The following is a 13091-nucleotide window of genomic DNA, read 5'->3' as shown; positions in this document are numbered from 1 at the left end:
TGATCACGGTTCATGGGTCGGGGAGATCTCACGGACGAGCAGTGGGCGGTGCTGGAGCCGTTGTTGCCGAAGGGCACGAAAGCGGGGCGGCCGCCCGTCTGGTCCCGTCGGCGGTTGATCGACGGCATACTCTTTCGGGTCCGGACCGGTGGTCCGTGGCGGGATGTGCCCGTGGAGTACGGGCCGTGGGGCCGGGTCTACGACCTGTTCCGTCGGTGGCAGCGTAACGGCACCTGGCATCGGATCCTGACCCGGCTGCAGTCCCTGGCCGACACGAAGGGGGCCATCACGTGGGACCTGAGCGTCGACTCCACGGTGTGCCGCGCCCATCTGCACGCGGCCGGGGCCCGCAAGCAGGGTGACCTGCAGAAGGAACCGCCGGGCGGTGTGTTCACCGAGCCCGATGACCAAGGACTGGGACGCTCACGCGGCGGGTTCACCACCAAGCTGCACCTGGCCGTCGAACAGGGCCAGAAGCCCATGGTGATCGTGATCACGGCCGGGCAGCGCGGCGACTCGCCGCAGTTCGGACCGGTGCTGGAAAAAGTCCGCGTGCCCCGCATCGGGCCGGGCCGGCCACGCGTTCGCCCTAACCGTGTGCCGTCCGACAGAGCCTACGCCTCCCGCAAGAACCGTGCCTACCTGCGGCACCGAGGAATCCGATGCACCATCTCCGACAAGGCTGACCAGGCACGCAACCGGCAGAAGCTCAGCTCGCGCGGCGGTCGGCCTCCGCGTTTCGACCCGGCCGACTACTGCGAGCGCCATGCGGTCGAGTGCGGGATCAACCGTCTCAAGCGACATCGCGCGGTCGCCACGAGATACGACAAGCTTACCGTCCGCCATGAGGCCATCGTGCTGGTCGCGGCCATCGGAGAGTGGCTGCGACCAGCACCCTGGCGCCCCTTGCCCACACAGGCTGGCCGACTCAGACGAGGTGCTTGCTGAAGAACTCGACCAGCTTGGCGACGGCAGGAGTCACGTACTCATCGCGGTCGTACAGGTCGACGTGGGTGGCGCCCTCGACGAGGAACAGTTCGGCGTTGCCGGGGCTGTCGGCAACGGCCTTCTCGGAGAACCGGCGGGTCACCGCGTCGGTACCGGCGATCATGAGCAGCGGGCGAGGCGCGATCTTGGCGACGTCGGCGAAGGAGTCGAACTGGTCGAGGAGGTCCGCGCTGCGCACGACCATGTCGCCGGTGGAGCGCGGGTGCCTGCCACGAGGCGTCTTGTAGTAGTCGACGAACTCGGCCGTCGGGGCAGGGGTGTCGGCGTCAGCCGTCTCCGGCAGCACGGCGAACGTCGCCGCGGGCTCGCCGGCGGCCTCGGCGCTGCGGAGGTTCCCGGAGTTCGCCACCATCCTCTGCCAGCCCTCGGGGTCGGCACCGCGGAAGAAGCTGGGAACATCCGTCCCGGACACACCGGCCACAGCCTTCATCCGGTGGTCGGTCTGAGCGGCGTGGGGCACGTAGGCGCCGGAGCCGCACACGCCCATCACACCGATGCGGTCGGGATCGATCTCGGGGCGGGTGGTGAGGTAGGAGACCGCCGCACGGAAGTCCTCGGCACGCTGGAAGGGGTCCTCCAGAGCGCGGGGCATGCCCTGGGACTCGCCCTGAAAGGCGGCGTCGAAGGTCAGGACGGCAAATCCCTCGTTGACCAGGCGTGTCGCGTACGCCGCCGGCGCCTGCTCCTTGACACCGGTCGTGGGGTGGCCGACGACGATGGCGGCTAGCCGTCCGTCGACCCCGTTGGGGAGGTACAGGTGGCCGGCGAGCTGCAGGCCGTTGGTCGGGAAGCGGACGTCAGTCCTCATGTTCTGCTCCTGCGGGATGAGGGTGGCCGGCGATCTGCGGGCCTTGCCCACTGTCCGGCCGATGGCCCGGCGCAGGAAGGTCGCGTTGCTTCCTAGGAAGGATCTTTCCCAGGCAGGGCCTTCTCCCCGGTGCCATGCTGAGGGAATGACTGGTTCCGCCCACCTTCGTGAGCTCGGTGAGTTCCTCAAACACCGCCGTGGTCAACTCACACCCGCGCAGGTGGGGCTCCCTGAGCGCGCGCACACTCAGCGCCGAGTGCAAGGGCTGCGCCGCGAGGAGGTGGCCGAGCTCGCCGCGATCAGCACCGACTACTACGTACGCATCGAACAGGGCCGACTCGCACCGTCACCGCCGGTGCTCGACTCCCTCGCGCGGGAGCTGCGGCTCAACGGTGACCAGAGGACGTACGTGGAAGGACTGGTCGCCCAGGCCGCACGGGCCGGGCACCGCAAGACGCCGCGTCGGTCCGCCCGCCCCACAGCACACCAGCACCTGACCCGCCTGCTCACCCAGCTCACCGGCACACCCGCCATCGTCTTCGGCCCGCGACTCGACATCCTCGCGTGGAACCCGCTGGCGGCGGAGCTGCTGTGCGACTTCGCAACCGTGCCCGAGCCCGAGCGCAACTACGTCCGCATGGTCTTCACCGACCCGGTGATGCGCGACATCTACCCGGATTGGGAGGACGTGGCCCGCACCTGCGTAGAGGTCCTGCGCATGGAGGCCGGAACGAACCCGACCGACCCGGCCCTTACCGCCCTCGTGGGCGAGCTGGCCGTCGCAGACCAGCACTTCCGGGCCTGGTGGGCCGAGCACCGCGTCGCACACCAGGACTTCGGCAGCAAACGCATCTCGCACCCCACCGTCGGCGAACTCACCCTCGACTGGGACACTTTCCGCTACGCGGGGGCCCCGGAACAGCAGCTCGTGCTCTGGTCGGCCGAACCGGGCACCTCGGACGCGCAACGACTGGCCGCTCTGACCCGCAGAACGGCCCAGAGCCCGTGACCTTCCTGAGCGTCACTGCAACTGAAACGTTCGAGGAGCGATGGGCCAGCGCCACTTACGAAACAGGCCCTAAGGGGACCACGCACTCCCGATCGGCCACCGGCCTTGCTCAAGGGGGCGTTCCTGTCAGCGCAGGGGCGAGGAGAGTGAGCAAGGCGCTGCTGTTCGGTTTCACCATGCCTTACAGGGTTCACTGGCCCCGACCACCTCATCCGCATTGCCCACGTCGCGCGTAAAGGGTGACGCGCGGCCCGCGGTTCGGCACCGTTCGGCACTTCTCGAAGTGGCTCCGGATGACGCTGAGTTTCGCCGCCTCCCGGTCGTCCGACCCGGCTGCCCCGCCGGACGGGTCGGTGACGAAGACGATGCGCGGCTCCGCGGCCATACGGTCGCGGATGACACGGGCGGAAGCCTCGACGCCGTACAAGGTGTGCGAGGCGTCCGGGCCGCTGTCCAGAGCGATGTCACGCAGCCCCGCCACGGTGCCGGGAGTCGGCAGCACCCACATTCGGTGGTGCCGCGGCAGGTACACCACCGCGTCCCCGGGGCGGCCCGCCTCCCGTACGGCCGGTGCCGTGGCGGCGGCGTCGGCCACCGCGGATAGGACCTGCGGCACGGCAAGGAGCAGGCGCCACCGACGGTCCGTGGCATCTCCGTCGCGGCGGGCCGGGCCGCGGACGCCGTGTGCGCGCGGGCGCGCGGCGGACTGACCCGGCAGGAGTGGCGGACGCATCTGCCGGACTTTCCGTACCGCCGGACCTGTTGACGGCACACCTGTGCGGAGCCCCGATGGCCGGCCAAAAGGCGTCGACCTCGCTCGCCGGCCCATGCCAAGATTCAAAGGTGGAACAGACCGACGTCACGCGCGCGATCGCGGCCGCGATCTCGGTCGCCGCCTCGCTCGACCTGGCGGCCAACGATGCAACCGTTCTGCACAACTCGAACAAGCTGGCCCTGCGGCTGACGCCGTGCGGCGTTTTCGCCAGGGTCGCTCCCGTGGGAGAAGAGGTCGCACAGTTCGAAGTCGAGCTCGCGCAGAGGCTCATCGAGGTCGGAGGCCCGGTGTGTCCCTTGGAGCCTCGGGTGGACCCGCGCGTGTACACGCGTGATGGTTTCGCAGTGACGCTGTGGACCTACTACGAGCCCGTGACACCGCACATCGCACCAGTCGACTACGCCAAGGCGCTTGAGCAACTGCACGTCGGCATGTGCGAGGTCGATGTACCGAGCCCGAGGTTCACGGACCGGATCACAGCGGCGGAAGAAGTGGTCGCCTCCCGGGATCGCTCGCCGGGGCTCGCCGGCCAGGACCGTGTGTTCCTCAGCCGTAGACTCGCGAGTCTACGGCTCGCGATCGACGACCGCGGCGCCGTGGAACAGCTGCTCCACGGCGAGCCGCACCCGGGCAATGTGCTCAGCACGAAGAACGGCCCGTTGTTCATCGACCTTGAGACGTGCTGCCGCGGCCCCGTCGAGTTCGACCTCGCCCATGCTCCCGAGGCGGTCTGCGCGCACTACCCGAACCTTGACCAAGGCCTGCTGGACGATTGCCGGCAGCTCGTCGTCGCGATGGTCGCCGCGTGGCGATGGGAGTTCGGCGACCAGTTTCCGAATGGGAAGCGGTTCGGGGTGGAGCTCCTGCGCTTGCTGCGAGAGGGTCCTCCTTGGCCGACGCTCGACACGGTGGTGAGCACGATCGCCATGCCGGGCGAACTCAGCTGATCGCTGCGTTCGCTGACCACGGCAAGCAGCCCCCGGCGTCGATGGCGGCCCGAGGGCTGCTCCGGCCGCGGCTTCAGTTACGTACCACGGGCCGATTACGCCGGACGGGTAGCGGCAGCGGTAGTGGGGGACGGCCGTGACCAGGGCGCGTCCTGGCTCTGCGCGACGCCGGCGAGGAGTGTGCGGATACTGTCGGCGGCCCGGGTGAAGCGGACGACTTTCTCCCCCGGCGCGAATTCCTCCCCGGCGTGGATGCACAGGGTGAACAGGACTCGCTGGAGCTGGTGCAGCAGCGGTACCGGTACCGGAAGGACGGGGTGGGCGGCGAAGTCGGTTCTTGCTTGGGTGAGCGCCTCGTGCAGGGCATGGGAATCCGTGCACTTCTTGGCGATGCCGTACTCGAGGAGGCTGCACGCCTCGGTGATCAAACTGGTCGGCGCGGGGACTAGGCGCGGGGTACTGGTCATGGTTCACGGGTAGTCGCACCGCGCACGGACGGCAACTCGTCGAACGGCCGCCGTAGGTGGGCCTTGCGCCGGATTGGCCAGGACTGACTCCGGTCTGTAGTTCGACATCACCCCGTCGCCGCCCGCCCGAGGGCCCGTACTTGCCCCTACCCCTACCCCTGGCCCTATTCAGGCCTCGGGGACGGACCACTTCCTTGCGTCACCCGAGGTAAAACCCCGCCCGAGGAGCACTTTCGGCCGATGTTGGGACTGAATAAACGTTACGGCCGCCCCGAGGGTAGAGGCTGGGTGCGGGGAGTGAAGCAGATCCGGATGAATGGATTGCCTCAGGGGTAGGCAGTGGAAACGATCGAAGGGGAGAGCATGTCTTTCAAAAACATCTTCGAGAGCGGCGGGAGTGAAGCCAGGTCCGCCGAAGAGTCCGCGCGAAAGGTGTACGAAAACATCCCGGGCGCCCGGCCCGAACGAGAGGGGGTCGATCCGGAATTGTACGACGGAATTCCGGAGGTCGAGCGCGACCCGAAGCTTGTGCGTGAGACCTCGCCCGAGGCGCTCCGCATCATGAACGGCTTTCTGTCCCCGCTGTTCAAGAAGACCGGGTCGGCGGCCGCCGCACAGCAAGCCACCTGCGAGGATCCCGCATCGACGACCGGCATGGCGTCGTCGACCGAGAGCGAGACGTTCAAGAAGGTGAAGGTGGCGATCAGGGACGAGGACCGGCCGGAGGTCAAAGGTGAGGACCTGCCGAAGATGAGTGAGGAGGAGATGGAAGAAAGGAGAAGGAAGAACTCCGAAGAGGCCGCGAAAGTCGAACGGACCGACGCCTATCCGAGCAAGGGGAGGGCCGACGGCTCACAGCAAGAGGGTGCGTGACCCGTCACATCGTTGAGTTCCGCGGGAAAGGGAGGGCCCAAGGGAATGGGCGATGCCAAAAAGAACAACGTGAGTACGGCGCACCTCGGCGAGCGGTACATGCGCCACCCGCTGACCGGCAGGAACCTGAAAGAGCTCGACGTCGCCGCAAAAGCCCCCGCGATCCTGGAGCGGGACAAGGAGAAATTGAAGCGGAAGGCCGAGAAGAAGTCGCCGAACGGCGAGGACCGGTACGTCCATCCCATCGGGTTCTCCCTGAACAAGGGGCGGTTCCAGGGATTCCCCGAGGGGGAGGCCACGGCGCACGAGCGCGGCTGGACGGCCTACATGACGGTGGGTGTGCCGCTCGTCGAAGAGCGGGCCGACATCGCGCAGCCCCCTCCCGACGTGATCTCCAAGCAGACCTACGTCAACCGGACCGATCCGGTCCCCACGAAGTGGTCGCACACGGTCGAGTTCTCGATCTCGAACACGATCAGCTGGTCGCTCCAGGGACAGGTGCAACTCACCTTCGGCGCGAAGGTCACCGCCTCGCTGCAGCAGCAACTGCAGAAGACCATGTCGGCCAACCAGTCGCAGAAGACCACCCTGAAGAACAGCAAGGACAACCAGGGCGTCGACTCCGAGTCGCAGTCGCAGGCGACCAGTACGACCACGGCCACGAGCACGGCCACCGGCACCGGCGAGCTGTCGGCGCAGCTGATGCTGGGGATCACCGCGTCGGTCAGCGGCTCGCTGACCACCGCGTTCAAGACGTCGTCCACGCTCAGCGGTGAGGTCGGCAGCCGGGTGGACGTCCTCGCCACGCAGCGGCGCCAGGTGCGGAGGTTCGACTACGAATTCCCCATCTCCTTCGGCGGGTGGGTCGCGCTGTACTACCCCGAGCCCGTGGAGGTCAAAGAGACGCAGCCGGAGGGCCCGCAGACCAAGGAACCGGCCTGTGCCAAGGTCATCGCGTGGAAACTGGGCGAGACCGGCGGGGGCGAGGACACCTTCGACCTGACCGACGAGGGAAGGCCGTTCCTGCAGCGGGGGGAGGCCGAGGTCGTCTCCACCCTCGCCGGGGTCCACGAGGTCTTCGAGCTGGAGAAGCTCGAGTTCGACAACAAGATGCATCCTCTGCACAAGAGCGGCGGCGCACAGCAGGCGAGCTCCCCCAAGCCTCCCGTGACGCTCGTCGACGGGCTGGGCACGGCCGACGGCCTTGCGCTGGACAGGGCGAACCGGAAGGCGTACGTCACCGATCGGTACAACAGCGGCAGGCTGTTGAAGGTGGATCTCGCCGGCGGCGACGGCGACGGCATCGAATGGGTCCAGGTGACGCCTGGCGAGGTCAACGACGTGGCGCTGGATCTGCCCGGCGGCCGGGCGTACATCACCGACTACAGCGCCAGGCGCCTGTTCACGGTGGACCTGGCCGACCGCTCCGCCCCTCCGGTCACGGTCGCCGAGGGCATGTACGCCTACGGCGTCGCCCTGGACCTGCCGGGTGGGAGGGCCTACGTGACCGATGTGGAGCACGGCCGGTTGATCGAGTACGACCTGGAGGACCTGAAGGACCGGAACGGCGGCCCGGCGCAGCAGCGGCGCACCTGGAACGTGCCCCGGGCCGCCGGGGTGGCGCTGGCCGAAGGCAGGGCGTACGTCGGTCAGTACGACCGCGACGGGCTGTACGAGGTCGACCTGACGGCGGACGGCGTCGCCCCTCGTACCGTGGCCACGCGCCTGGGGTGCAGCGTCCGCGTGGCGCTGGACGAGGCGGGCCACGCGTACGTCTGTGACTCGGCCGGCGGCAAGGTCCACGAGGTCGTCGTCGCCGACGGCGAGGACAAGGGCCATCAACGGGTGGTGGCCGACCGGTTGGGCAGCGTCAGCGGCATCGACGTGGATCGCGACGAGGGCCTGATCTATGTGAGCAACCGCCAGGGGAAGCTGCTGCGGATCTCCGGTGTACTGCGCGGCGCCCCGACACTCGCGTAGCGACACACCGGCCCGCGGGGCGATTCGCTGCGGCCCCCGTGGGCCGTTTGGAGCCGTGTCGACGTCGACGTACTCGGCGTCGACCCCGGCAACAAACAGACCGCGGTCGTGGCGCCCGCAAGCAACCGTGCGTCGCTTCGGATGGGCTCATCGGATGGGCTCAGGTGACGACGGTGTACGTGACCGAGCGCTGCTGCTTGTGGCGCTGGATGCGTGCCTTCGCGACCAGGGATTCCAGGGTGTTCCGCACCACCTGCGGCGTCGGGTTGCGGCTCGGGTGCTTCTCCCGGAGCTCGGCGCCCAGTTCCCTGGCGGAACGGGGCTCGTGGTGGCCCGCGAGCAGATCGAGGAGCAGATCACCGAGCAGCGGCTGGTCAGCCTTCTGCTTCGCGTCGCTCTTCGCCTTCGCGACCGAACCCCTCACGACCGAACCCCGCGTCGACGAACCCTTTGTCCTCGGGATCGTGGGCTCACCCTGCGCCTGCTCCGGCAGACGGGACGCATCCGCGAAGCCCTCGTACCGCTCGGCGAGGCTGAGGATGTCCGTCAGCAGGGCTTCCTCCTGCTTCAGCTGGTCGATCCGCTGCGCGAGCTCCTCCTGTCGCCTGCGGTTCTCTTCCAGATCCGACGCGACCTGTTCCACGTACCGCGATCGGAGCTTCGCGGCTGACTGGCTGCTCACAACCGTTCACTCCCTCGAAATGTATGTTGCTCCACGAATGTTGCTGCGCATGGTACCCATGCCGAGCGTGCCCGTGCAGGTGTGTGTCAGCGGTGAGGGGGTTTGTCGAACGTGTGAGCCTGTGGTGGCAGCGTGAACGTGCCCCGCTCCAATCCTGACGATCCGTCATCTTGCCTTGATTCTTCCGCCCGTTGGCTGTCCAAAAAGCACACACGTCAACAACGTCACCCTCTGAAGTGGTTACGATGCTGCCCACCCGGCAGCGTTCACACGTATGTGACCGACATATGTGACTGGCCGGCCCATCCACTTCACTTGCCTCGGACGCCGGGGCAGGAAAGAGAGACGGACAGTTGTCCATACGTACGCCGGGGCCCAGATCCCGGCACAGACCCAGCCCCTGGCGGGCGGGTGCGACGGTGGGTGCGATGGCGCAGGCCCTGTGCGTGGCGCTGCTCGCGTCGCTCATCACCCTGCTCGCACCGCCCGTACCGGCGGCGGCGCTCGAAGACGTCGACGCGTCGGCCCTCACGTTCAACATGCAGGGCGGGACCCGTTGGCCGCACGTCAGGCAGAGCCTGATCAAGGACGCCGAGGTCGTGGCCCTGCAGGAGGCCACCACCGCTCCTCAGGACTTCAGCAGGACCGAGGAGATCACCAACAACCTCAGCGACACGTCCCAGACCCCGACCGGGCTTCCCAGCATGAAGTACCGCCTCTTCGCGCAGAAGTGGGGAAAGCCCGGTCGAGGTGACCCGGGTGTGCTGCTCTACCTGGACATCCTCGGCAAGGACGACTGGGGCGCCGGGAACGGCACCGACATCGACCCGGACACGCAGAACAACAGCCAGAAGTCCATGGCGATCTGGCTGCGCGACGCGCCCGCGAAGCTCAGCGACCTCAGGGACCGTGTCAAGATCCTCCCCGCCGAGAGCACGGGCAACAGGTGGATCCGATCCCGGCCGGCTTTCGGTGTGAAGGTCGGCGCCACCTGGTACTTCGACATCCACGCCGCGTCGATCCGGTCCGGCGACACACCCAACCCGCACACCGTCGCCCTGATCGACACGATCTCGCAGACGATGTCCGGCGAGCGGTGGCGGGCTCTGGGGGACTTCAACAGTTCGGCGGCCCCCACCCGCGGCAGGTTCCCCGACACGTTCTACGCGACGCGGAACGGCTCCCCAGACGGCACGCCCATCGCGACCCAGCTCTCCGGATTCTCGCTGGACTACATGATCGCGAGCGATCAGCTCAAGAACCTCAACGTGACCACCAACTCCCGCAACGGAGGCTCCGACCACTGGCCGGTGCGGTTCGCCCGGGCGGGGAACACCGCGTGCACCAGCGACTGGGGCCACGCCACGGGCTACAACCTCGACAGTGCCCGGCGCTCGGCACGTGCCGCCGGGGACGCATGCGGCGTGCCGTCCGCGGTGGTCTCGATGGGGGACAGCTACATCTCCGGCGAGGCGGGCCGCTGGGCCGGCAACGCCGCCGCCTCCGCCAACGGCTCGGCGTGGGGCACCGACCGCGCCGCGGTCAACTGCAACGGTGAAGAGTCCGTCTGCGACCACGATCCGTCCAAGGTGTATGGCGACACCGGGTACAACAAGGGGAAGGACGCCTGCGACCGGTCCGACTCCGCCGAGATCAGAGGGCTGAAGATCGACGACGTACCGGTGGAGCGGCGCTTCAACATCGCGTGCTCCGGTGCGACGACGGACAACCTCACCACGACCGGCTTCAAGGGGCAGCGGCCCCAGATCGACGATCTGCGGGACATCGCCAAGAGCAACGAGGTGCGACTGGTCGTGGTCTCGGCCGGCGGCAACGACCTGAAGTTCGCCGACATCCTCCAGGACTGCGCGAAGGCCTACTTCTACCCCTCCCTCTTCAACAAGGGCTGCCGCGGCGCCAAGGAGAAGGAGTTCGCCGACGGCCTCGCCCCCGCGCGGGCCAAGGTCGTGAAGTCGGTCGAGGCGATCCGGAAGGTACTCGAAGAGGCGGGCCAGGAAGACGGCTCGTACCAGATCGTGCTCCAGTCCTACCCCAACCCCCTGCCGCTCGGCCGCGACTTCCGTGACCCGGAGAACGCGCCCATACCGCCGGCCAACTACAGCCGGTACCTGAGCGGCGGATGCCCGTTCCTGGACGCGGACAGCGACTGGGCCCACACCTCCGTCGTCCCCCGGATCAGCGCCATGCTCCGCGGCGCCGCGAACGAAGCCGGCGTCTCCTTCCTGGACCTCCAGGACGCGTTCGCCGGTCACGAGCTGTGCAGCAGGACGACGCAGCAGGCCAAGTCCTCCCACACGCTCTCCGCCCCGCTCGCCGCCGAGCACGCCGAATGGGTGCGGTGGGTTCCGTACCTGGTCGACGGCCTCAAGGACCTTCCGTGGGCGGCCCAGGGCGACCAGCAGGAAGCCATCCACCCCAACCACCACGGCCAGGCCGCCCTGTCCTCCTGCCTCACACAGATCGTGGCGAAGCTCGGCGGATCCCCGGTGACCTCCGCCTGCAAGGGCAAGGCGTCCACGCCTCCCGGCTCCGTCGACGGGAGCGTCGAGAACAACAGCAAGGTGCTCAGCAGGAGCAACCGCCGAGCCCCCGTGCCCGGACTGCCGGACTGGAGCCGGGCCGGCTACCGCGCCGGTGAGGTCCTGCCGGGCGGCGCCGCCCACAACCCCGACTCCACCTGCCACATCACACCCTCCGCGCTCGACGAGCGGTTCAAGGTGAAGGCCGACGACGGGCAGGACGACACGGCGGGGCTGCAGAGGGCCATCGACCAGATCCGCACCTCCTGCACACCCGGCGCCGGGCCCGACCGCCTCTCGGTCATCGAACTGCCCAAGGGCAGGCTCGACGTCAGCAAGCAGCTCGCCGTGGACGCCTCCTACCTCGTCATCCGAGGACAGGGGTCCGACCCCGACAGCGGCTCACGGATCGTCTTCCGCCCCGACGAGAACACCCGCTACGACACCCTGACCGCGAAGGGCGAGCGCTGGGACCAGGGCGCGATGTCCCACAAGTGTGAGTTCACGACGGGCAACAACGTCGGTACGGGCGGCTGGATCTGGCCGGGACGCGGACTGTTCCGCGTACAGACCCGGGAGGCCGCCGAGAAGTACGCCAGGATCTGCGGCTTCCCCGACAAGATCCCGGAGAACCGCCGTGACATCTTCGAGGGATCGATCAACCAGCACTGGGAGTCGGGTGTCGCCGTGGGCGGCACATCGGCCGACGCCAAGTACGCCGCACGCCAGGGCGACCGGGTCATCCAGCTGAACTCCAAGGCGAAGATGGACGCCTTCAAGCCGGGCGGCGACCTGTGGGTGGGCGCGGCCAACAGCCTGAAGTTCTACCAGGCCCAGCAGGTCGCCGGAGCCGCGGCGGACGACGGACGGCTGGAGAACCTGCACATGCGCCAGCAGGTGTTCACCATCACCGCCGTGGACGCGGGACAGCGCACCGTCACCATCGACAAACCGCTGGAGTTCGACGTTCCGGTCGACTCCACGTCCGACGGCTCCCCGCCGCTCGGAGTGGGCGGCAAGCCCTACGCCAGCAAGGTCACCGCGCTGAAGATGATCACGGACGTGGGCTTCGAGAACTTCTCCTTCACGGAGGACATCAACGGCCTGCCGAAGCTGCGTGGCGGCACGTACCAGGTCAGTCCGGCCGACGCGGTCCACAACTACGGCAACATGGCACCCGAGTACGCCATGCACGGCATCGTCTTCAAGTGGGCCGCCGACTCCTGGGTGCGCGGTGTCCGCGCCGACATGACCGGATCGCATCCGGTCGTCACCGAGGTGGCACGGAACATCCAGATCGAGGACAACGTCTTCGACGGCGCCTGGAACAAGGGCAAGGGCGGCAACGGCTACCTGCGCGGATCGCGCGTATGGGACTCCCTCTACGCCTTCAACACCAGCCGCAACCTGCGCCACTTCACCTTCCAGTGGTCGGCCTCGGGCAACGTCGCCATCGGCAACGACTTCGACTCCGACCTGAACCTGCACGGCGGCTGGGAGCGCCGCAACCTCTTCGAGAACAACACCGTGCGCGTGCCCCACAACCACTCGTCCGGCGCGTGCGAGACCAACTGCGGCGGTGAAGGCGGCGCGGGGGACGAGGGCACCTGGTGGCCGATCTACTGGGCCGCGGGCAGCAAGGGCATCGGCTGGTCCGGCTCCACCGGACCGCAGAACGTCTTCTTCCGCAACAACCTGACCAAACAGACGACTCCAGGAGGCCCCTTCGAGCCCTACCGGCCCTACGCCGACACCTCCAGGGTGTACCAGTTCGGCTCGGCCGACGGTGACGCGAGCACCTTCCAGCACCTGAAGGGCTCCGGCGGCCCCATCCAGGACTGGGCGAACAACGAGCGCAACGACTACACCCGGGGCGACGGCGTCAACGCCTCCCGGGCCGACGCCGGACGCTCCCTGTTCCTGCGGGACTACGGCTCCTGAGAACCGGCCCCCGAACGCGAGCGCCCGTTCCCGGTGAACCGAAGGTAACCGGGAACGGGCG

General features: G+C 68.1%; 10 protein-coding genes. 6 read left to right on the top strand and 4 right to left on the bottom strand.

Translation table 11 applies throughout. The features are described 5' to 3' along the window. Positions 1–12 precede the first annotated feature (12 nt). Positions 13–948 (top strand): IS5 family transposase, encoded by a 936-nt coding sequence (locus DEJ48_RS02465; RefSeq protein ID WP_190537148.1) that lies wholly within the window; start codon positions 13–15, stop codon positions 946–948. Here the strand turns inward: DEJ48_RS02465 and DEJ48_RS02460 are convergent. Further along, positions 929–1816 carry an alpha/beta hydrolase gene (locus DEJ48_RS02460; protein ID WP_150214031.1) on the bottom strand — a complete coding sequence of 296 codons (888 nt, stop codon included), beginning with the start codon at positions 1814–1816 and terminating at the stop codon, positions 929–931. The two genes, DEJ48_RS02465 and DEJ48_RS02460, sit on opposite strands and share 20 nt — an antisense overlap. Positions 1817–1961: 145 nt before the next feature. On the opposite strand from DEJ48_RS02460, the gene DEJ48_RS02455 reads away from it, so the two are divergent. Then, a complete protein-coding gene (locus DEJ48_RS02455) occupies positions 1962–2825 on the top strand; it encodes a helix-turn-helix domain-containing protein (protein ID WP_150214029.1) in 864 nt (287 codons plus the stop codon). A 208-nt stretch (positions 2826–3033) separates the two neighbouring features. Here DEJ48_RS02455 and DEJ48_RS02450 read toward each other — a convergent pair whose 3' ends face one another. Further along, entirely contained in the window at positions 3034–3558 is a 525-nt protein-coding gene (locus DEJ48_RS02450) for a hypothetical protein (RefSeq protein WP_150214027.1), read from the bottom strand. A gap of 110 nt (positions 3559–3668) precedes the next feature. Between DEJ48_RS02450 and DEJ48_RS02445 the strand changes: the two genes are divergently transcribed. Then, positions 3669–4547: an aminoglycoside phosphotransferase family protein gene (locus DEJ48_RS02445; RefSeq protein ID WP_190537146.1), complete on the top strand. Its 879-nt coding sequence runs from the start codon at positions 3669–3671 to the stop codon at positions 4545–4547. A gap of 95 nt (positions 4548–4642) precedes the next feature. Here the strand turns inward: DEJ48_RS02445 and DEJ48_RS02440 are convergent, their stop codons facing one another. After that, the gene (locus DEJ48_RS02440; protein WP_150214023.1) at positions 4643–5014 is read right to left on the bottom strand and encodes a hypothetical protein; all 372 of its coding nucleotides are present in this window, start codon (positions 5012–5014) and stop codon (positions 4643–4645) included. Between the two features lie 339 nt (positions 5015–5353). Between DEJ48_RS02440 and DEJ48_RS02435 the strand changes: the two genes are divergently transcribed. Continuing rightward, entirely contained in the window at positions 5354–5887 is a 534-nt protein-coding gene (locus DEJ48_RS02435; RefSeq protein ID WP_223831846.1) for a hypothetical protein, read from the top strand. 45 nt (positions 5888–5932) lie between these two features. Further along, positions 5933–7867, top strand: a complete 1935-nt coding sequence (locus tag DEJ48_RS02430; protein WP_150214021.1) for a YncE family protein — start codon at positions 5933–5935, stop codon at positions 7865–7867. Positions 7868–8027: 160 nt separating this feature from the next. Here the strand turns inward: DEJ48_RS02430 and DEJ48_RS02425 are convergent, their stop codons facing one another. Next, a complete protein-coding gene (locus DEJ48_RS02425; RefSeq protein WP_190537144.1) occupies positions 8028–8549 on the bottom strand; it encodes a hypothetical protein in 522 nt (173 codons plus the stop codon). Positions 8550–8977: 428 nt separating this feature from the next. Here DEJ48_RS02425 and DEJ48_RS02420 point away from each other — a divergent pair, with 428 nt between their 5' ends. Continuing rightward, positions 8978–13030, top strand: coding sequence for a GDSL-type esterase/lipase family protein (locus DEJ48_RS02420; protein WP_150214019.1), 4053 nt, complete (start codon positions 8978–8980; stop codon positions 13028–13030). The last annotated feature ends 61 nt before the right edge of the window (positions 13031–13091 follow it).

Origin of the sequence: Streptomyces venezuelae (assembly GCF_008642315.1) — a bacterium.
GTDB lineage: Bacteria > Actinomycetota > Actinomycetes > Streptomycetales > Streptomycetaceae > Streptomyces > Streptomyces venezuelae_D.
This window is presented reverse-complemented; position numbering and strand designations above follow the sequence as displayed.

Excerpts from the sequence above, each read along its gene's own strand:
- DEJ48_RS02465 (WP_190537148.1), top strand. The coding sequence starts at position 13 with ATGGGTCGGGGAGATCTCACGGACGAGCAGTGGGCGGTGCTGGAGCCG.
- DEJ48_RS02460 (WP_150214031.1), bottom strand. The coding sequence starts at position 1,816 with ATGAGGACTGACGTCCGCTTCCCGACCAACGGCCTGCAGCTCGCCGGC.
- DEJ48_RS02455 (WP_150214029.1), top strand. The coding sequence starts at position 1,962 with ATGACTGGTTCCGCCCACCTTCGTGAGCTCGGTGAGTTCCTCAAACAC.
- DEJ48_RS02450 (WP_150214027.1), bottom strand. The coding sequence starts at position 3,558 with ATGCGTCCGCCACTCCTGCCGGGTCAGTCCGCCGCGCGCCCGCGCGCA.
- DEJ48_RS02440 (WP_150214023.1), bottom strand. The coding sequence starts at position 5,014 with ATGACCAGTACCCCGCGCCTAGTCCCCGCGCCGACCAGTTTGATCACC.
- DEJ48_RS02430 (WP_150214021.1), top strand. The coding sequence starts at position 5,933 with ATGGGCGATGCCAAAAAGAACAACGTGAGTACGGCGCACCTCGGCGAG.
- DEJ48_RS02420 (WP_150214019.1), top strand. The coding sequence starts at position 8,978 with ATGGCGCAGGCCCTGTGCGTGGCGCTGCTCGCGTCGCTCATCACCCTG.